16 protein-coding genes are annotated in these 19282 nt (G+C 73.9%); 9 read left to right on the top strand and 7 right to left on the bottom strand.

The genetic code is table 11. The annotated features are described in order from the left end of the window. Window positions 1–95: 95 nt before the first annotated feature. Window positions 96–302, bottom strand: a complete 207-nt coding sequence (locus ACFWV2_RS32095; RefSeq protein ID WP_360783348.1) for a hypothetical protein — start codon at window positions 300–302, stop codon at window positions 96–98. Window positions 303–393: 91 nt separating this feature from the next. Between ACFWV2_RS32095 and ACFWV2_RS32090 the strand changes: the two genes are divergently transcribed. The 4 genes from ACFWV2_RS32090 to ACFWV2_RS32075 all read left to right on the top strand — a co-directional run bounded on the left by ACFWV2_RS32090 (window position 394) and on the right by ACFWV2_RS32075 (window position 5298). Continuing rightward, on the top strand, window positions 394–1596 hold the full coding sequence (locus ACFWV2_RS32090; protein ID WP_384410646.1) for a bifunctional adenosylcobinamide kinase/adenosylcobinamide-phosphate guanylyltransferase: 1203 nt from the start codon (window positions 394–396) through the stop codon (window positions 1594–1596). 47 nt (window positions 1597–1643) lie between these two features. Further along, on the top strand, window positions 1644–2720 hold the full coding sequence (cobT, locus tag ACFWV2_RS32085) for a nicotinate-nucleotide--dimethylbenzimidazole phosphoribosyltransferase (protein WP_384410643.1): 1077 nt from the start codon (window positions 1644–1646) through the stop codon (window positions 2718–2720). Between the two features lie 107 nt (window positions 2721–2827). Next, a complete protein-coding gene (locus tag ACFWV2_RS32080) occupies window positions 2828–4591 on the top strand; it encodes a phosphatidylglycerol lysyltransferase domain-containing protein (protein WP_384410640.1) in 1764 nt (587 codons plus the stop codon). Beyond that, window positions 4588–5298 (top strand): hypothetical protein, encoded by a 711-nt coding sequence (locus tag ACFWV2_RS32075; RefSeq protein WP_384410637.1) that lies wholly within the window; start codon window positions 4588–4590, stop codon window positions 5296–5298. Before ACFWV2_RS32080 ends, ACFWV2_RS32075 begins: the two co-directional genes overlap by 4 nt. Here the strand turns inward: ACFWV2_RS32075 and ACFWV2_RS32070 are convergent. Beyond that, entirely contained in the window at window positions 5238–6002 is a 765-nt protein-coding gene (locus ACFWV2_RS32070) for a hypothetical protein (protein ID WP_384410634.1), read from the bottom strand. The two genes, ACFWV2_RS32075 and ACFWV2_RS32070, sit on opposite strands and share 61 nt — an antisense overlap. 76 nt (window positions 6003–6078) lie before the next feature. On the opposite strand from ACFWV2_RS32070, the gene ACFWV2_RS32065 reads away from it, so the two are divergent. After that, complete coding sequence (locus ACFWV2_RS32065; protein ID WP_384410631.1) at window positions 6079–6843, top strand: adenosylcobinamide-GDP ribazoletransferase; 765 nt, start codon at window positions 6079–6081, stop codon at window positions 6841–6843. Window positions 6844–6899: 56 nt separating this feature from the next. Further along, window positions 6900–8126, top strand: coding sequence for a hypothetical protein (locus ACFWV2_RS32060; protein ID WP_384410629.1), 1227 nt, complete (start codon window positions 6900–6902; stop codon window positions 8124–8126). Here ACFWV2_RS32060 and ACFWV2_RS32055 read toward each other — a convergent pair. Genes ACFWV2_RS32055 through ACFWV2_RS32035 form a run of 5 tightly spaced genes read right to left on the bottom strand, consistent with a single transcriptional unit; the run spans window position 8074 to window position 14726 of the window. Continuing rightward, a complete protein-coding gene (locus ACFWV2_RS32055; RefSeq protein ID WP_384410626.1) occupies window positions 8074–8862 on the bottom strand; it encodes an endo alpha-1,4 polygalactosaminidase in 789 nt (262 codons plus the stop codon). The genes ACFWV2_RS32060 and ACFWV2_RS32055 overlap by 53 nt on opposite strands. Then, window positions 8859–9476, bottom strand: a complete 618-nt coding sequence (locus ACFWV2_RS32050; RefSeq protein ID WP_384410623.1) for a spherulation-specific family 4 protein — start codon at window positions 9474–9476, stop codon at window positions 8859–8861. Before ACFWV2_RS32050 ends, ACFWV2_RS32055 begins: the two co-directional genes overlap by 4 nt. 12 nt (window positions 9477–9488) lie before the next feature. Further along, entirely contained in the window at window positions 9489–11081 is a 1593-nt protein-coding gene (locus ACFWV2_RS32045; RefSeq protein WP_384410620.1) for a hypothetical protein, read from the bottom strand. Further along, entirely contained in the window at window positions 11078–12625 is a 1548-nt protein-coding gene (pelF, locus tag ACFWV2_RS32040) for a GT4 family glycosyltransferase PelF (RefSeq protein ID WP_384410617.1), read from the bottom strand. The genes ACFWV2_RS32045 and pelF overlap by 4 nt, the downstream gene beginning before the upstream one ends. A gap of 25 nt (window positions 12626–12650) precedes the next feature. Then, the gene (locus tag ACFWV2_RS32035; RefSeq protein WP_384410614.1) at window positions 12651–14726 is read right to left on the bottom strand and encodes a hypothetical protein; all 2076 of its coding nucleotides are present in this window, start codon (window positions 14724–14726) and stop codon (window positions 12651–12653) included. Between the two features lie 317 nt (window positions 14727–15043). On the opposite strand from ACFWV2_RS32035, the gene ACFWV2_RS32030 reads away from it, so the two are divergent. The 3 genes from ACFWV2_RS32030 to ACFWV2_RS32020 form a co-directional block, all read left to right on the top strand. Continuing rightward, on the top strand, window positions 15044–16552 hold the full coding sequence (locus tag ACFWV2_RS32030) for a leucyl aminopeptidase (RefSeq protein ID WP_384410611.1): 1509 nt from the start codon (window positions 15044–15046) through the stop codon (window positions 16550–16552). Window positions 16553–16997: 445 nt separating this feature from the next. Next, window positions 16998–18386, top strand: coding sequence for a dihydrolipoyl dehydrogenase (gene lpdA, locus ACFWV2_RS32025; RefSeq protein WP_360783384.1), 1389 nt, complete (start codon window positions 16998–17000; stop codon window positions 18384–18386). Between the two features lie 62 nt (window positions 18387–18448). Then, on the top strand, window positions 18449–19282 hold an 834-nt coding region (locus tag ACFWV2_RS32020; protein WP_384410607.1), incomplete at its 3' end, for a biotin/lipoyl-containing protein.

Genomic DNA, 19282 nt, shown 5'->3' with positions numbered 1-19282 from the left:
CGGGCCCACCCCCGGGCGGGGGCCCACCCCCGGGAGCGGGCGCACCCCCGGGGGGGGGGGCGTCCCCCCCCCCACCCCCTGGTGGCCGGGCGCCCCTAGCTCTCCGCGTCGAGGGGCATCGGGCCGTAGATCTTCGTCCCGTCCTCCGAGAGGGTCACCTGGTCCGCGCCGCCGCCGAGGAGGTCACGCCAGTGTTCGCCGATCCAGCTCTCCGCGTCGCCCTGGGTGGTGAACTCCTCCGGAGTCACCACCGGCTCGACCTGCGTGCCGTCGGACTTCTCGAACCGCCACGTCCATGCCATGTCCGCCTCCTGGCGCTCACCGGATGATCGGTTTCCTGCCCGCAGAGTAGCCGGGCGCGCACGGCTCGCGGTGGCGCGGGAGGATCTGAGGGTGGAACTGACTCTGCTCGGCACCGGCGCCCCCCTCGGGCTGCCCCGCCCCGACTGCCCCTGCGCCGTGTGCGCGCTCTCCCGTGGGCCCCGGGTCCGCGCGGCGACGTCGCTGCTCGTCGACGGGGCCCTGCTGCTCGACCTGACCCCGGGGGCCGCGCTCGCGGCCGCCCGGTCGGGACATTCGCTCGTGGGCGTACGGCAGGTCCTGCTGACGCATCCGCACGACGGGCCGGCCGTCGAGATGCCCGCCGCGCTCCCCACCGCCGGGAGGGTGCCGGACGGACGGGAGTTGACGCTGATCAGCGGGCACCGGGTGCGGGCCGTCCCGATGGACTCCCCCGGCACCGGCTACGAGGTGACGTCGGCGGACGGCGAGCGGCTGCTCTACCTGCCGCCCGGCGGGTCCGTCGCCGGGCTCCCGGAGAACCACCGGGTGCCGTACGACATGGTGGTCGCCGATGTGACGGGCCGCCCGGACGGGCTGGCCCGGCTGCGGGCGACCGGGGCGGTCGGTCCTGTGACCGAGGTGATCGCGGTGCATCTGGACCATGACGTGCCGACGGGGGCCGAGCTGGACCGGCGGCTCGCGGCGGCGGGCGCGCGGGCGGTGCCGGACGGGACGACGCTGTACGTGGGCGAGTACCACGAGGTGCCGGACGTGCCCCGGCGGACCCTGGTGACGGGCGGGGCCCGGTCGGGGAAGTCCGTGGAGGCCGAGCGGCGTCTGGAGTCCTTTCCCGAGGTGCTGTACGTGGCGACGGGCGGCCGCCGCGAGGGCGACCCCGAGTGGGCGGAGCGGGTGGGCCTGCACCGGGAGCGGCGGCCGGGTTCCTGGCGTACCGCCGAGACCTGCGACCTCGTGCCGCTCCTGGAGGAGGACGGCCCCGCGCTGCTCGTCGACTGTCTGTCGCTGTGGCTGACGGACGCCATGGACCGGGTGGACGCCTGGGATGACGAGCGGTGGGCGGTCGGTGGGCAAAGGGCGCTGCGCGAGCGTACGGCGGAGCTGGTGGCGGCGGTGCGGGCCACCCGCCGTCCGGTCGTCGCGGTGACGAACGAGGTCGGTTCGGGGGTGGTGCCGGGCACGTCGGCGGGGCGGCGTTTCCGGGACGAGCTGGGGCGGCTGAACGCGGCGTTCGCCGACGAGTGCGAGGAGGTCGTCCTCGTGGTCGCCGGTCAGGCCCTGGTGCTGCGCGGGTAGGGTGCGAGCACCGATGGCCCTCGCTGATGTGTCTCAAGGCGGTACCCGTGAATCTGGACGACTTCTCCGATCTGATCGAGCGCCCCGACGGCGGGATCCGGCGTGACGCCGAGGAGCGCCGTGAACGGCTGACCGTGCCGCCGGGGGCGCTCGGCCGGCTCGACGAGCTCGGTGAGTGGCTGTCGGCCGCGCAGGCCTCGGTCAAGGTGCGGGCGATCGAGCAGCCGCGGGTGGTGCTGTTCGCGGGCGACCACGGGGTCGCCTCGCTCGGCGTGTCGGGCCGCCCGGCGGGCACCGCGCACGAACTGGTGCGGGCCGTCCTGGACGGGGTGAGCCCGATCGCCGTGCTCGCCCGGTCGACGGACGTGCCGGTACGGGTCGTGGACGCCGGTGTCGACTGCGATCCGGAGTTGCTGCCGGCCGAGGTGGTGCGCCATCGGGTGCGGCGCGGCAGCGGCCGGATCGACGTGGAGAACGCGCTGACGGTCGAGGAGACGGAGGCGGCGGTCCGCCTCGGTATCGCGGTCGCCGACGAGGAGGCCGACTCGGGCACCGATCTGGTGGTGCTCGGCGATCTGAGCGTCGGCGGGACGACGGCGGCGGCGACGCTGATCGCGGCGCTCTGCGGGACGGACGCGTCCGTGGTGACGGGCCGGGGTGGCGCCGGGATCGACGATCTGGCGTGGATGCGGAAGTGTGCGGCGATCCGGGACGCGCTGCGGCGGGCCCGGCCCGTCCTGGGTGATCAGCTGGAGCTGCTGGCGGCGGTCGGCGGGGCGGATCTGGCGGCGATGACCGGTTTCCTGCTCCAGGCCTCGGTGCGGCGGATGCCGGTGGTCCTGGACGGCGTGGTGGGGGCGGCCTGCGCGCTGGTGGCGCAGCGGGCGGCGTTCCGGGCGCCGGACTGGTGGCTGGCGGGTCAGGTGAGCGGGGAGCCGGCGCAGGCGAAGGCTCTGGACCGGATGGCGCTCAACCCTCTCCTCGATCACGGCGTCCATGTGGGTGAGGGAACCGGGGCATTGCTCGCACTTCCCCTCGTCAGGGCCGCCGCCGCGTTCGCGGCGGAGCTGCCCGAGCGTCCGGATCCGACCACTCCGGACGACGAGGGCGCTGCGGCGGTCTGAGGGGGAGCGGGACGGGCACGTCGACTCCGGGGCGGCCACACGCCACGTGCGTGTGGCCGCCTCCGGCGTCTCCGCACGACAAGTGGTGCCCCATATGATCGCTTTTCATGGGAGAAGTCCGCTTGTCTGCCGAAGCACCACCCCGCGGCACCACCGCCCGTTCGCGCCGCAGCGCCGCGTTCGCTGTCTGGTACCTGCGCGTCGTCACCTTCATCAATCTCCTGAGTGCCGTCTGGGTCTCGCTCGGACAGGACCTGCGCCGCCACAACGAGGACAACTACTTCACCCCGTACATGCTCACGGCCGGTTTCGCCTCGGGGGTCTTCACCCTCTTCCTGGCGATCACCATGCGGCGCCGCAAGCGGGCCGCCTGGATCCTCAACATGGTGCTCGGCGGCCTGTTCCTGCTGCTGTTCGCACTGGTGATGTTCTTCCCGGAGATCCGGCAGCACGCCCAGAACTGGATCTCGCTGGTCCTGACCGCCGCCTTCGTCCTGGCACTGCTGCTCGGCCGCAAGGAGTTCTACGCGAAGGGCGACCGCTCCAACCCGGCGCTCGCGGCGGCCGTGGCCGTCGGCGGGCTGCTCGTCACCTCGCTGCTCGCGGCCGTCCTGGTGACCGCCACCAACACCTCCACCGCCCCCTCCACCTTCCTGGAGCGCTGGCGGTACGGCGTGATGCGGCTGGTCACCCTGGCCGCCGACGACTCGCGGATGCCGGGGATCTCCACTCCCGGCTGGGTCGACGTCACCATCAACGTCCTGTCCACCCTGCTCCTGTTCGCGGTGCTGTTCGCCGCCTTCCGCTCGCGTCGGGCCGTCGATCCGCTGACCGAGGGGGACGAGGAGCGGCTGCGGGCCCTGCTCGACAAGCACGGGGACCGCGACTCGCTCGGCTATTTCGCGCTGCGCCGTGAGAAGAGCGTCGTGTGGTCGCCGAGCCAGAAGGCCGCCGTCGCCTACCGGGTGGTCGGCGGGGTGTCGCTCGCCTCGGGCGACCCGATCGGCGACCCGGAGGCCTGGCCGGGCGCCATCGAACCGTGGCTGGCCGAGGCGCGCGAGCACGGCTGGATCCCGGCGGTGATGGGCGCGAGCGAGGAGGCCGGCACCGTCTACGCCCGGCACGGGCTCGACGCCCTGGAGCTGGGCGACGAGGCGATCGTGGAGACCGGCGAGTTCACGCTGGACGGGCGGGCCATGCGGACGGTCCGGCAGGCGTTCAACCGGGTCAAGCGGGCCGGGTACGAGGTGCGCATCCGGCGCCACCAGGACATCCCGGCCGAGGAGATGGCCGCGCTGCTCCGCAAGGCCGACGACTGGCGGGACGGGGCGACCGAGCGCGGCTTCTCCATGGCGCTCGGCCGGCTCGGCGACCCCCGGGACGGGCGCTGCGTGATGCTGGAGTGCACCGACGGACAGGGCGAGCTCCGGGCGGTGCTGTCCTTCGTCCCCTGGGGTCCGAAGGGGCTCTCGCTGGACCTGATGCGCCGTGACCGGGAGTCCGAGAACGGGCTGATGGAGTTCATGGTCATCGAACTCCTCCAGCGGGCCGAGGAGATCGGGATCACGCAGGTCTCGCTGAACTTCGCGATGTTCCGCTCCGTCTTCGAGCGTGGCTCGAAGCTCGGGGCGGGGCCCGTGCTGCGCATGTGGCGTTCGCTGCTCAGCTTCTTCTCCCGCTGGTGGCAGATCGAGTCGCTGTACCGCGCCAACGCCAAGTACCGACCGATCTGGGAGCCCCGATTCATGCTCTTCGAGAAGAGTGCCGACCTGCTGCGCATCGGCCTGGCCGCCGGGCGGGCCGAAGGCTTCCTGGAGGCCCCGGGGCTGCCGAAGTGGCTGCACCGCAGGCATCTGGAGAGCGGGCGTTGAGCGGGACCCGGGGCGCCTTCGCCCGCCGGGAGTGGGGCCCGCTGTTCACCACCGTACGGACGGCGCTGACCGCCCGGCGGTGGCGGGCGGTCCCGATGACGCTGGCCGCGGTCTGCCTCACCGCCCTCTTCCAGCTGGTCCAGAACCAGGACTGGGGCTACCGGCCGGTGCAGGACATCGGCTCGGTGCGGGCCGAGGACCCGCTGTGGCTCGCGCTGCTCAGGACACCGCTCTCGCTCTTCGTGCCGGCGCTCGACCTGCCCGTGTGGGGGGCGCTCGCGCAGGTCCTGCTGGTGTTCGGGATCGCGGAGATCTGTCTCGGGCGGTGGCGGACGCTCGGCATCGCCTATCTGGCGACCCTCGCGGGGACGCTGTACGCGCGCGTGGGCATCGCGCTCGGCCCGGAGGGCCCGCTCGGGCTGCCCGCGTCCGACGCGCGGGTCGTCGACACCGGGCCGTCGGCGGCCGTGGTCGGTCTCGCCGTCTACGTCTGCTGGCGGTACGGGGCCGTGTGGACCGGCGGGGCGGTGGTCGTGGCGATGGTCGTGGAGGTGATCGTCAAGCCGAACCTGGCGGGCAAGGAGCATCTGGCGGCCATCGCCGGCGTCCTCGTCCTGATCGGGGTGCAGGCGTGGCGGGAGCGCGGTCAGGAGGGGGTGGAGTCCCGGCCCGGGGCCCGCTCCTGGAAGCCGCCGATCAAGTCCTGAGCACGGCGCCGGACCTTGGTCCAGCGCCTGTCGTGACGGTACGTACGGAGCCGCGAGCGGGCCCGCGCGCGGTGGCGGCGCCCGTAGAACCGCCGGGACCACCACGAGCCGGGGCGGGCGAGGCGGGCGGCGCCGACGATGGCCACGAACGGGACGAAGACCCCGAGGACCGCCATCCGGAACTTGCCCTTCACCAGGCTGATCAGGATGAGCAGGAAGTTCAGCGCCAGGGTGAGCAGGAAGGTGACCCGGTCCTGGCGCTCGTCGGCCGTCATGTCGTCGACACCGAGCGGGGAGAAGCCGCTCAGGGCGAGGCCGGCCAGGGCCGCGGTGAGGGCGACCACCTCGACGCTCTTGCGGCCCTCGTCCGTCCAGTACACGTCGTCGAGGTGGAGGATCAGCGCGAACTCGTCGAGGACGAGACCCGCGCCCATCCCGAAGACCACGGCGAAGACGGCCGCGCCGACGCCGTGCCGGTCGCTGCCCACCGCGCCGAACCCGCCGATGACGGTGAGGACGACTCCCGGCACGACGTGATGGATATGGAGCCCCCCGGAGGAGACGTTCCCGAAGGGTCCCCTGCCCGCCCGGATGAGCCGGGTGACGGCCCGTGTGGCCAGGAACGTCACGATGAACGAGGTCAGCGCGAGCAGCATCGGGAGCTTCCCCGGCTCGAGGATGTTGCGGGAGAACCAGTGACCCATGCCACCCCGTTCCGATATGCGCGGTATGCGGCGTATGGGCAATCTACCGTTCCGAGGCGGCGATTACCCTGCCCGGATGGACGGCCTGCGTTTCGCCTTCGGCACCCTCACCGTGTTCCCCGCCCGCATCACCCGCTGGGACCGGGACGCGGCGCGCGCCGGCATGCTGTGCGCCCCGGTGGCCGGACTGGCCGTCGGCCTCTGCGCCGGCGCCCTCGGCGGGACGTTCCTGCTGCTCGGCTCCGGCCCGCTGCTCGCCGCCGTCGTCACCACCGCCGTCCCCGCCGTCCTCACCCGGGGCCTCCACCTCGACGGCCTCGCGGACACCGCCGACGGCCTCGGCAGCGCCAAGCCCGCGGGGGACGCCCTGCGCATCATGAAGCAGTCGGACGTCGGCCCGTTCGGCGTCATCGCCCTGCTCCTCGTCCTGCTCGCCCAGGTCGCCGCGCTCTTCGAGCTGTACGGGGAGAGCTGGGCGCACGGCGCGGCCGGCGCCGTGCTCGCCGCCACCGTCGCCCGCCTGGCCCTCACCCACGCCTCCCGCCACGGCGTCCCGGCGGCCCGCCCGGAGGGCCTCGGCGCGATCGTCGCCGCCACGGTCCCGGTCCGCGCCGCGACCCTCACGACCGCGCTCGTCCTGATCGCGTGCGCGGCGACGGGCCTCCTGTTCTCCCCGTACGACGCCGTCCACGACGTCCTGGCGGCGGGCGCGGCCCTGGCGGCGGCGGCACTGATCCTGCGCCGGTGCGTACGGCGGTTCGGCGGGGTGACCGGGGACGTCTTCGGGGCGGTGGAGGAGACGGCGGCGACGGCGGCGCTGGTGACGCTGGCCCTGGGGTGACCCATCCGTGACCGGCCGCGGGGCAACCATCGGGGCCGCCGCCCGGTCATGCAGGCGTGATCAGACCCCTCACCCGTACCGCCGCCGCACTCGCCGGGGCCGTCCTGCTGCTCAGCGCCTGCGACAGCGGTCCCGGCACCGCACGGCCGGCCCCCCACCCCGTCTTCTCCGAGCCGCTCGCCCGGCAGGTCCACCTCGCCCTCCGGCACACGCAGAAGGCGGGCGGCGCCGAACTCCGGCAGACCGTCACCTTCACGTCGGGCGAGGACAGGGCGGTCCAGACCCTCACCGGGCGGCTGGACTTCGCGGGCTCGCGCGGGTCGGCGACGAGCCGCTGGCACCTCACGCCGGACTTCCCCCACGCCGCCCGGGAGACGATCCTCGGCACCCCGCAGGGGCCCGGCACGGGTGACGCCGTCGGCCGCTACACCGTGGACACCGCGGCCATCCACTACCGGGCCGGATCGGCCGGGTACTGGCTGCGGTACGCGGGCGACGTCGAGCCGCTGTGGGGGATCGACTCGATCAGCCACCTCCGGGGCACCGAGGGCGCGATCGGCGGCACGCTCCTGGAGGTCCTGAGCGGTGTGCGGCCGGCCGCACAGCGGGCCGTGCCGGGTGGCGGCCGCTCGTACCGGGCGGACTTCCCCCTCACCGAGGCCCTGGAACTCTTCCCGTACGACCTGCGCGGCGAGTTCGTGCCCGCGCCTCTGTACGACCACCTGCCGAGCGCCCCCGTCCCCCTGACCGTCGAGGTGGACCACGAGGGCCGGATCACCCGGGTCCGGGCCGACCTGACGGTCCTGCTCGACAAGAAGGCGGGGGGCGCGCTCGCCGGGGTGACCGCGCTCCACGCCGATCTGGTGCTCGGCCGCTTCGGCGCTCCGGAGGCGGGGGCCGTCGCCACCCCCGACGGCCGCGTCCTGGACGCCGCGTCGGCCGTCACCCCCACCGACGAGGCGCGTCCCGGGGAGTGCATGGACCTCGACACCGGCATGCGGTACAGCGGACTGGTGGCTCGGGTGCCCTGCGCCGGCCCCCACGACGGAAGGGTCCTCGCCCAGCACCCCCTGACCGGCTCCTACCCCGGGGTCGGTGAGGCCAGGGAACGGGCCGGCCGGGCCTGCGCGGGCGGGACGGACCGCCCCCGCTCCGGGAGCCACTGGTACACCTGGTCGTCCCAGGGCTCCTGGACGGCGCGCGGCGAGGGCCGGGCCACCTGCTACCTCGTCAGCACGGCCGGCGCCACGCCCCCAGCTCGTACCGCTTCTGCATGGAGCTGAGGCCCAGCTTCCGGGCCTGGGGGCAGAACTCGGACGTCCTGAGCTCGTACTCGACGTGGAAGACCGCCTTGTCCGCCGCGACGAACGGGGCGAGGCGGTCGCACTCGTCGTACTCCGCGCACTGTTCGTTGACCGCGAAGTCGAAGTCGGGGAGCAGCTGCGGGATCTGGTCCAGGTCGTTCTTGAGGCCCACCGCGAGGCCGCGGTCGTGGGCCAGACGGGCGATGAGGCGGTTGTAGCGGAGCTGGTCGGCGGCGGTGAGGGGGAAGCCGGTGCGGTTGCGGTAACCGTCCATGTTGTCGGGTTCGACCGCGTCGAAGCCCTTGGTGCGGCACATGTCGAGGCGCTTCGCCATGAGGGGTTCGAGGACGTCGGTGCGGCGGATGTCGAGCCAGCGTTCGCCCTCCCAGCCGTTGCCCTCACCGAGGACGGACTTCGGGAAGCGGTCGGCGTCCGGCCGGAAGTCCTCCCAGGCGCCGGTGGAGAGATAGCAGATGACCTTGCGGCCGCGGCGGTGGAGGTCCGCGACGGTGGACGCCGGGTGGTCGAAGCCGTCGATGTCGTAGACGGGGACGTCGACCGTGGGGTCCAGGCGTCCGCTGAGCTGCCACTGCCAGGCGAGGCCCGGCTCCGGCCGCCAGCGCTCCGCCCGGGGCTTGGGGTCGGGATCGGGGGCCGTCGTGCACGCGGTGGCGAGGAGGAGCAGGCCCGCGAGCAGGGGCAGCAGTCGTCTCATCGGGCGGGCTCCAGGAGGTGGGGAAGGGTGCCCCAGGGGTGCGCGCCCGTGCCGGGGACCGCGCAGTGCACCGGGGTGACCGGGCGGACGCCGGGCGGGGCCGCGTAGACCAGATGGCAGTAGTGGGCGGCGGCCGGCAGGTCGAGCGTCCGGTACGTGTCCCACGGGCCCTCGAAGGTGACGAGGAGGTCGGCGAACTCCTCGTAGCCCGGGTCCGGGTGCGCGCCGTGGTTGAACACCAGGGTCGCGGCTCCGGCGGAACGGGCCGCGACCGCGACCCGCCGGTAGTGGGCGAGGGCGTCGGGCGCGGTCGCCACCTGGTCGAGGAAGGCCCCGTCGGTGCCGTACCAGTCGCGGTGGCGGAGGAGGTCGGTGACGACCTCGGCGTGCGGGCGGCGCCCGTAGTCGGTGTCCACGTACCCGAGGAGCCGCACCCCGGCCGCCTTCAGCCGTCCGGCGGCCTCCGCGAACGCCGGGTCGGCGGTCTCGCCCGCGCCGCTCGCCGGGTTGACGACGACGCTGTACAGGGACGGCGCCGCGTCGACGAGCGCCGACCAGGCCTCGGGGCGGTCGGCCGGGTGCTCGTAGAACGGCACCAGGAGGAGACGATTCACGGTCCGGATCCCCTAGACGCGGTGGGCGGTCGGTCGTACCAGCAGAGCACAGGTGAGGACGGCGAGCACCGCCGCCGCTCCCCCGGCCGCCACCGGGCCCGCTTGGGGTGTCAGGGCCTGCGCGGTGGCCGCGAGCAGACAGACGACGGCCGCGCTGAGCACCGCTCCGAAGGCCTGGAGCAGCAGCCCCAGCCAGAGCACCGTCCCGATCAGGAGCAGGGTGACGAGCCGTGACGGCGTCGGCCAGGGAGCCCCGGGCCAGGCCAGGGTCGCGGCGAGGGTGAGGGCGGCGAGGGCGGCGAGGTAGCCGCCGAGGCAGAGCACGAGGGTGCCGGTGACGGCCCGGCGGAACTCCCGGGCGGTGGTCAGGGTCCGCAGCCGGGTCAGGCTCTCGCCCCGGAAGCGGTGCAGCAGCCACTCCGCGGGTCCCATGGAGAGGGTGAGCGCGATGACGGCGCCCGCGCCACTCACCAGGGTGTCTCCGATGCCCGCCTGGAGGACCAGCAGCCCGCTGCCGAGGCCGAAGAGACCGTACGGGAGGGACGCGGCGCGCGGGGGGCCGCCGCGTCCGGCCGTGCCGCGCCGCGCGCCCGGCCGCAGGACGAGTGCGGCGAGGACGACGCCGGCGGTGAGCGCGGCGAGCAGGAGGGCGGCGCGCAGCGGGCCCGGCAGGTCCCAGCGGAAGGCGGGGACGGCCCCCGCGAGCGGCAGCAGGGCGCAGAGCAGGGCCCGTTCGCGGCCGAGGACCAGGAGCACGGTCGCGGCGGCGAGGTAGAGCGACTGCCCGGCGGCGAAGAGGGCCGCCGGGGTCTCGCCGGGCGCGGCGGCCGCGAAGGCGACGGCCGTACCGGCGAGGGCGCCCGCGGGTGCGCCGGTGAGCAGGGCGCGGGCGGCGGCGGCCCGGTCGCCGAGACCGAGCCAGGTGTACGCGCGGTGGGACAGGGCCTGGTTCCACACCCAGCCGGTGACGGCGCCCGCGAGGAGCGGAACCGTTCCGCCGGGGAGCCCGGAGCGGCCCGGCTCCCCGGCGAGGAGCGGCGCGGCCAGGACGTACGCGAGGCCGGGCAGCGCGAAGACGAGCCCGCGCACGAGACAGCCGGCGAGCCCGCTGTGCCAGGCGCCGCCGGGTGGTGGCGCCGGTGCGGGGTGGCGCCGCTCCACGCGCGCGTAGAGGTCCTCCCCGAGGGCGAAGGAGTCGGCGCGGCCGTAGGTGAGCCGGATGTGGTCGTCGGTCATGCCGTCGGATTCGAGGAGGGCGGCGATCTCGTCCGGGTGGACGGCGACGGCGGCCAGCCCTCCGATCCGTGCGACGAGTTCGTCGAGCGGATCGGCCGCGAGGCCGTCCCCGGCGGGAGGCACGGCGCCGGGGCCGGTCGGGTCCGCGCCGTCCGGCGGCCCGCCGGAGGGGGCGGGCGGGCCCCCGGCGGGCGCGGAAGGCCCGGCGGTGGTCGTCGCCCCCGTCCCCGTCCCCGTCCCCGCCTCGCCGTGGTCCTCGGGCGGTGGGTTCGTGGCGACGTGCCCCGCCTGGTGTGCGCGGCGGGGGCGCGGGATCGCGGGGAGGGGGGTGGCCGTCGCCGGCGGTTTCAGCCAGAGCGAGCCGCTCACGCCGGGGTGCCTCCTGTGACGAGGGCCGCGGGGGTGCGGCGCGGAGTGGGGACGCGCAGCCGCAGCGGCGCGAAGGTGACGGCCGGGGCCGGGCGCGGAGGCCGGGCGCCCGCCAGCTCGCGGTAGATGTGCCGGAAACCGTCGACCGAGCGGTGCAGGGTGAACCGGTCGATCACCCGCTGCCGGGCGCGTCGGCCGAGTTCGGCGCGCCTGGCCCCGTCGCGGAGGAGTTCGCTGACGGCGGCGGCCATGACGGCCGGTTCGCGGGGCGGGACAACGATCCCGGTGTCGCCGACGGCCTCCCGTACCCCGCCGACGTCGGTGGAGACGGTGGCGCGCCCGCAGGACATGGCCTCGATGAGGGAGAAGGGGAAGCCCTCGCTGATCGAGGAGAGCATGACCACGCTGCCGGCCGCGTAGGCGCGCGGCACCTCGGAGACCCGGCCCTCGAAGGTGAGGCCGTCGGTGACGCCGAGTTCGGCGGCGAGCTTCTCCAGGCGGGTCAGGTAGTCCTCGTTCCCGGCGGGGACGGGGCCGAAGAGCCGCAGCCGCAGCGCGGGGAGTTCGGCGCGGCAGATCGCGTACGCCCGGATCAGGGTTTCGAGATCCTTGATGGGGTCGACGCGTCCGCACCAGCTGAGGGTGGGCGTCTCGGGTTCGGGGCCGGCCTCGGGGAAGGCGGCCGGGTCGACGCCGTTGTAGACGGTCCGGATGCGGTCGGCGGGGGCGCCGCCGCGCTCCTCCCAGCGCCGGTTGTACTGGTTGCAGGGGGTGATGAGGTCGGCCTTGCGGTAGCCGAGGGTGTTGAGCTCGCGGTAGAAGCCGAGCATGAGGGCCTTGACGGGCCAGCGTTGCGCCTCGGTGCGGTAGCCGAGGTAGCGCTCGCGGAGGTAGATGCCGTGTTCGGTGAGCAGGAAGGGCACTCCTTCGAAGTGCTGTGCGGCGAGCGCGGGCAGCGTGGCGAGGCCGCTGGAGACGGCGTGGGCGACGCCGTCGGTGGATATCCGTGCGGCGAGCGGGCGCAGGGCGTGTTCGAGCAGGTCGATGGCGGTGAGCGCGTCGTGGACGGTGGGCCGGGCCGCGAGCGTCGGCAGGTGCGGCATGGTCCAGATCCACATCAGGGAGCGCAGGGCCGCCTCGGAGCGCAGGGCGCCGGTCAGCCGCCCCTCCCGGGCGAGTTCGGCCAGTTCGTACAGGCCGGTGCCGAAGTCGCAGCCCGCCTCCGGGTCGAGGAGGGCGAGCAGGAGGCGTTCGTACGCGTCGAGGAAGCGGCGGCGGGCGCGCCCCCGCAGGGGCCGGCGCGCACGAGCGGACGCGGCCGGACCCTGCGGGAGTCCCCAGAGGGGGTACGCGGTGTGCCGGGTGACGTTGGGCGGCAGTTCCCAGGTGACGGGTTCGCGGCCGCTGCCGGTGAGGGCGAGGATCTCGAAGCGGACCTCGGGCATGCCCCGGACCAGCTGGTCGCACCAGGTGCTGACGCCGCCGTGGACATGCGGATAGGTGCCTTCGGTGAGCATGGTGACGTGACGGCCACTGCTCGGCATGTGCGTTCCCCCCAGAACGTGCTGGTCAGGCGGTCGGGAGCGTGAGTGTGACGCTGGTCTGGAGCAGTTCGGGTGTGGTCCAGGCCGAGCGGGTGCCGGCGTACGGCGCGCCGAAGGCGGTGCTGCCGAGGAGGAGTTGCTTGCGGGTGCCCTCGGGGGCGGTGATCGGCGCGGTGAGGCCGGCGGGCGCCTTCACGGTGACCTTGGCGCCGATGCGGTAGGCGGTGACCTTTCCGGCGGCGAGGGCCTGGTCCCAGGCGGCGCGGCGCTCCAGTTCGGTGCCGACGTCCTTCTGGCGCGGGTTCACCACGGGGGCGCTGGGGGCGAACAGGCCGCGGTAGTCGGCGAGCACCCGGTCGAGGACGGGGTAGAGGAGGCGTTCCTCGGCGAGGTTGGACTGGTGCACGTAGTGCGGGCGCGGGTCGTTGCCGAGGACGTGGGAGAGGGCGGTCCTGGCTTCCTGCGGGACGATGTGGTCGGCGTAACCGGTGGTGGTGGGGAGTGGTGCGGGCAGGCAGGTGGAGGCCGGATCGGCCTCGCAGACGCCGCTGCCGCCGTCGGCGCGGGAGGTGTAGACCCAGTTGTACTCGTCGGTCATCTCGGCGGCGGTGCCCACGTTGTAGTACACGTTCATGGGGTGGCGGGGCACCGTCTTCGCGGCGCCGGTGGCGGTGCCGAGGGAACGTTGCCGTGGTTCGCGGGAGTTGTCGCTCGCGATCCACTTGACGCCGTTGTCGGCGAGGGCGCCGGCCAGGTGGGGGTTGTCGGCGGGCTGCTGCGGGAGCGTCCTGAGGCCGGAGTGCTCGCCGGTGACGAGTTCGCCCCGGTCCACCGAGATGCCCTTGCCGACGGCCCAGTTGTGGTTGTCGCGGATCTGGGCGGAGAGCGCGGAGCGGCCGACCCAGAGGGTGTTGCCCGAGGCGTCCTCGGCGCACTGCCAGGGGACGACGGTGTTGTCCTGGACGCAGCCGAGGAAGGGGTGGGTGTAGGTGTGGTTGATCCACCGGTACTGGGCGCGGTCCGCGACGAGCCGGTCGGTGAGCGGGTCGCTGCCGCCGTGCTCGGTCTTCCACTGCTCGCCCTGGCCGCCGTTGTAGACCATGTCGAGGGTGAAGCCGGAGGACTTCTGCCAGGCGGCGGCGTACTGGGCGTCGGCGACCGTCATCCGGATCGGGTTCTCGCCCTCGCCTTCGTCGCCGACACAGTCGAAGTCGCCGGGGGTGCAGTTGCGCGCGGTGTCCCAGCGGGCGTCGGGCGCGAACACGTCGTCGACGTGGACGGAGAGGTAGTTGCGGCTCTGTCCGAGGTGGACGCCCTGGGTGAGCCATTCGACGATGCCGCGGGCGAGGGCGCGGAACTGCCGCTGGTACTGGTTGTAGGCGAAGGTGACGACGAGTTCGCGGCGTCCGTCCGCGGCGTACTCGCCGACGAGGCTGGCCCGGCCGCCGCCGTCGACGGGGACGTCGAGGTAGCTGGTGTAGCCGGCCCGGGGACGGCCCGCGTAGCCGTAACTCTCCGCGATCGTCGGGTCGTTGTCCTCGAAGGTGAGCGCTCCGGACAGGTACCGGAAGGGGCCCGCCCGGCCGGCCGCGGTGACGCCGGCCGTGGTCCCGTCGAGGACGCCGGACCGGCCTCCGTCGTCGGTGTAGTCGAGTCCGACCCCCGGGTGCGACCAGGTGTAGGCGTCGACCTGCGGGATCCCGAAGGTCCGCTCGTACGCCTGGAGTGCGGTGTGCTCGGCGGAGTCGGGCCCGAAGGCGCTCTCGTGCGGCAGGACGACGCCCTGGTACTTCGCGCGGGGGCGCCCGTCGACCGTGTCGCTGAGGAAGGCGGTGTCGAGGACCGGTCGGTTCGGGTCGGCGAGGTCGATCCTGCGGTACGGGACGCCGGAGCCCTTCAGCTCGGCGGTGATCGCGCCGACCGCGCTGCCGCCGTCGTCGACGACGAGCACGGTGAGGTCGATCCGGGGCACGGGCGCCGTGACGGCCTGTGCGGACGGGACGACGGTGGCGAGCAGCGCGGCGGCGGCGAGAGCCGCGACCCGGGCGGTGCGGGCGGCGCGAGGCGCGGTTCTGGGCGTACGGATTCGGCCGGAGTCCATCAGGTGGTGTCCCCCCTCGGCAGGTCCGCACGCGCCCGGGCACGGAAACGGTGGACCTGTGGTGATGCTGCAGATGATGCGAGGACGAGGGCGTCGTCCGCGCGTGACTGATGGCGAGTGTGAAGGAGCGCTCCGAGCCTGAACGGTAAACATGAAAGAGACACCACGGATGAGTGAATCAGCGCCGCTGTGAGCGAACAGGATGAGCGAGCGTAGGCTCGTTCTCGGCGCTCTCCGGGCCGAAATACGATGCGGCGGGCACGGTCGGCCTATCCCTCGACCGCCACAGAACTCAATGGAAGCGAGATTTCACCACCGTGACTGCTCTCACTCTCAGCACTGCCGGCGCGGCGACCCTGCGCGCCGACGCCCTCGTCGTCGGCGTCGCGAAGTCCGGGAAGACGCTCGTCGTCGCCCCGGGCGCCGAGGCCGTCGACAAGGCCTTCGAAGGCCGGCTCGCCGCCGTCCTGGAGACCCTGGGCGCCTCGGGTGCCGAGGGTGAGGCGACCAAGCTGCCCGCCCCCGCCGGTCTCAAGGCCCCGGTCGTCCTCGCCGTCGGCCTGGGCGCCGCCCCCGAGGACGGCGGGTCCTTCGGCGCGGAGACCCTGCGCCGCGCCGCCGGTACCGCCGCCCGCACCCTGACCGGCGCGAAGAAGGCCGCGTTCGCGCTGCCGATCGCCGCCGCCGAGGACGCCGCCGCCATCGCGGAGGGCGCCCTGCTCGGCGCCTACGCCTTCACGGCGTACCAGGAGGACGGCAAGGACACGAAGAAGCCGCTGGCCGAGGTCGCCCTGCTCGGCGCCAAGCCGCGCGACAAGGCCCACAAGGCCGCCGCCGAGCGCGCCCAGGCCGTCGCCGAGGAGATCAACCGCGCCCGCGACCTGATCAACATGCCGCCGAACGACCTGACCCCCGCCGCCTTCGCCGCAGCCGCCCAGGCCGCCGGCAAGGAGCACGGCCTCAAGGTCCAGGTCCTCGACGAGAAGGCGCTCGCCAAGGGCGGCTACGGCGGCATCCTCGGTGTCGGCAACGGCTCCGAGAACCCGCCCCGCCTGGTCCGGATCGCCTACACCCACCCGAAGGCGGAGCGGACCCTCGCCCTCGTCGGCAAGGGCATCACCTACGACTCGGGCGGCATCTCCCTGAAGCCGGCCGGCCACAACGAGACGATGAAGTGCGACATGAGCGGCGCCGCCGCCGTGTTCTCGTCCGTCGTCGCCGCGGCCCGCCTCGGCCTGGAGGTCAACGTCACCGGCTGGCTGGCCCTCGCCGAGAACATGCCGTCCGGCTCCGCCACCCGCCCGGGTGACGTGCTGCGCATGTACAGCGGCAAGACCGTCGAGGTCCTCAACACCGACGCCGAGGGCCGTCTCGTCCTGGCCGACGCGCTGACCCGGGCGTCCGAGGAGCACCCGGACGCGATCGTCGACGTGGCGACCCTGACCGGCGCCATGGTCCTGGCGCTCGGCAACCGCACCTTCGGCATCATGGCCAACGACGACGACTACCGCTCGGCGATCCACGAGATCGCGGAGGAGGTCGGCGAGGCGTCCTGGCCGATGCCGCTCCCCGCGGACCTGCGCAAGGGCATGGACTCCCCCACCGCCGACATCGCCAACATGGGGGAGCGGATGGGCGGCGGCCTGGTCGCCGGTCTGTTCCTCCAGGAGTTCGTGGGCAAGGGCATCACCTGGGCCCACCTGGACATCGCGGGCCCCGCCTTCCACGAGGGCGCCCCGTACGGCTACACCCCGAAGGGCGGCACCGGCTCCTCGGTCCGCACCCTGGTGAAGCTGGCCGAGCGCACGGCCGCCGGCGAGATCTGAGCACACCGTGACGGGGGCGGGGGCCGGGGCCGCGCCCCGGGGGGCCCCCCGCCCCCCCGCGCGCCCGCCGGCCAAAAAAGATGGGCGGGAGCCCCCGGGCGCCCCCCCCCGGGGGCCGCAGGGCGCGGCAAGACCGCCGCCCCGCGGCGTTAATCTCCCACCCCGGGCGGGGGGCGCCCCGGGCCTCGCGCCCGGGGCCCCGCCCCCGTCGCCGACTTCCGCTCGCGACGAAATCCGTAGGTCCGTACGCCCGGGTCAGCCCTCCGTACGGACGATCGGCCGTCTCAGAGCCCGGCCCCGCGTCCCGCCATCCGTCAACAAGTGCGAAGATGGGTTCTCGGCAGGACAGGGCCCCCACCACAGGGCCGAAATAAAGCGGCCGAACACCAGCCGCCGCCCGGTCGCTGAAGACCGGCGACGAGCGCACATGCATGGAGGACGTGACGTGGCGAACGACGCCAGCACCGTTTTCGACCTAGTGATCCTCGGCGGCGGTAGCGGCGGTTACGCCGCGGCCCTGCGCGGAGCGCAGCTGGGCCTGGACGTCGCACTGATCGAGAAGAACAAGCTCGGCGGCACCTGCCTGCACAACGGCTGCATCCCGACGAAGGCCCTGCTCCACGCCGGCGAGGTCGCCGACCAGGCACGCGAGGCCGAGCAGTTCGGTGTCAAGGCCTCCTTCGAGGGCATCGACATCAAGGGCGTGCACAAGTACAAGGACGACGTGATCTCGGGCCTGTACAAGGGTCTGCAGGGTCTCGTCGCCTCCCGCAAGGTGACCTACATCGAGGGCGCCGGCCGTCTCTCCTCCCCGACCTCCGTCGACGTCGACGGGCGTCGCGTCGAGGGGCGCCACGTCCTCCTCGCCACCGGCTCCGTGCCGAAGTCGCTCCCCGGCCTGGAGATCGACGGCAACCGGATCATCACCTCGGACCACGCGCTGACCCTCGACCGGGTCCCGGAGTCCGCGATCATCCTCGGCGGCGGTGTCATCGGCGTCGAGTTCGCCTCCGCGTGGAAGTCCTTCGGCACCGACGTCACGGTGATCGAGGGCATGAAGCACCTCGTCCCCGTCGAGGACGAGAACAGCTCGAAGCTCCTGGAGCGCGCGTTCCGCAAGCGCGGCATCAAGTTCAACCTCGGGACCTTCTTCCAGGCCGCCGAGTACACCGACAACGGCGTCAAGGTCACCCTCGCCGACGGCAAGACCTTCGAGGCCGAGGTGCTGCTCGTCGCCATCGGCCGCGGCCCGGTCTCCGCCGGTCTCGGTTACGAGGAGCAGGGCGTCGCGATGGACCGCGGCTACGTCCTGGTCGACGAGTACATGCGCACCAACGTGCCGACGATCTCGGCCGTGGGCGACCTCGTCCCGACGCTCCAGCTCGCGCACGTCGGCTTCGCCGAGGGCATCCTCGTCGCGGAGCGCCTGGCCGGCCTCAAGGCCGTCCCGATCGACTACGACGGTGTGCCCCGGGTGACGTACTGCCACCCCGAGGTCGCCTCCGTCGGCATCACCGAGGCCAAGGCCAAGGAGATCTACGGCGCGGACAAGGTCGTCGCCCTGAAGTACAACCTCGCGGGCAACGGCAAGAGCAAGATCCTCAAGACCGCGGGCGAGATCAAGCTCGTCCAGGTCAAGGACGGTGCCGTGGTCGGCGTCCACATGGTCGGTGACCGCATGGGCGAGCAGGTCGGCGAAGCGCAGCTGATCTACAACTGGGAGGCGCTGCCGGCCGAGGTCGCGCAGCTCATCCACGCCCACCCGACGCAGAACGAGGCGCTCGGCGAGGCCCACCTGGCCCTGGCCGGCAAGCCGCTGCACTCCCACGACTGACGCTCACGTCATCACAGGGCGCGACGACCACATTCCGCAATTCGTTAGGAGCAACTGAAACCATGTCGGTTTCCGTAACCCTGCCGGCGCTCGGCGAGAGCGTCACCGAGGGCACCGTCACCCGCTGGCTCAAGGCCGAGGGTGAGCGTGTCGAGGCCGACGAGCCGCTGCTCGAGGTCTCGACCGACAAGGTCGACACCGAGATCCCGGCCCCCGCCTCGGGCATCCTGGCCTCCATCAAGGTCGCCGAGGACGAGACGGTCGAGGTAGGCGCCGAGCTCGCCATCATCGACGACGGCTCCGGCGCCCCGGCCGAGGCCGCCGCCCCCGCCGCCGAGGCCGCTCCGGCCGCCGAGGCCGCCCCGCAGCAGGAGGCCCCGGCTGCCGAGCCGCAGGCCGCCGCGCCGTCCACCGAGGCCGAGGCCCCGGCTCCGGCCCCGACGGCCGAGGCGGCCGCCGGCGGCGGTTCCGCCGAGGGCACCGACGTCGTGCTGCCGGCGCTCGGCGAGTCCGTCACCGAGGGCACCGTCACCCGCTGGCTGAAGGCGGTCGGCGAGGAGGTCACGGAGGACGAGCCGCTGCTCGAGGTCTCCACGGACAAGGTCGACACCGAGATCCCGGCCCCGGCCTCGGGTGTCCTCCTGGAGATCGTCGTCGCCGAGGACGAGACCGCCGAGGTCGGCGCCAAGCTGGCCGTCATCGGCGCCGCGGGTGCCGCTCCGGCCCCGGCCGCCCCCGCCGCCGCTCCGGCCCCGGCCCCGGCTCCGGCTGCCGCCGCTCCGGCCGCCCCCGCCCCTCCGGCTCCGGCTCCGGCTGCCCCCGCCGCCCCCGCTCCGGCCCCGGCTGCCCCCGCCGCCCCGGCCCCGGCCCCGGCCACCCAGGCTCCGGCCCAGACC

The sequence above is a fragment of the Streptomyces sp. NPDC058671 genome, from assembly GCF_042716475.1.
Taxonomy (GTDB): Bacteria; Actinomycetota; Actinomycetes; order Streptomycetales; family Streptomycetaceae; genus Streptomyces.
The sequence above is the reverse complement of the archived record's forward strand: the minus strand, read 5'-3'. Positions and strand labels throughout refer to the sequence as shown.

Coding starts and splice junctions, on each gene's coding strand:
- ACFWV2_RS32095 (WP_360783348.1), bottom strand. CDS start 302: ATGGCATGGACGTGGCGGTTCGAGAAGTCCGACGGCACGCAGGTCGAG.
- ACFWV2_RS32080 (WP_384410640.1), top strand. CDS start 2,828: ATGGGAGAAGTCCGCTTGTCTGCCGAAGCACCACCCCGCGGCACCACC.
- ACFWV2_RS32070 (WP_384410634.1), bottom strand. CDS start 6,002: ATGGGTCACTGGTTCTCCCGCAACATCCTCGAGCCGGGGAAGCTCCCG.
- ACFWV2_RS32065 (WP_384410631.1), top strand. CDS start 6,079: ATGGACGGCCTGCGTTTCGCCTTCGGCACCCTCACCGTGTTCCCCGCC.
- ACFWV2_RS32055 (WP_384410626.1), bottom strand. CDS start 8,862: ATGAGACGACTGCTGCCCCTGCTCGCGGGCCTGCTCCTCCTCGCCACC.
- pelF (WP_384410617.1), bottom strand. CDS start 12,625: ATGCCGAGCAGTGGCCGTCACGTCACCATGCTCACCGAAGGCACCTAT.
- ACFWV2_RS32035 (WP_384410614.1), bottom strand. CDS start 14,726: ATGGACTCCGGCCGAATCCGTACGCCCAGAACCGCGCCTCGCGCCGCC.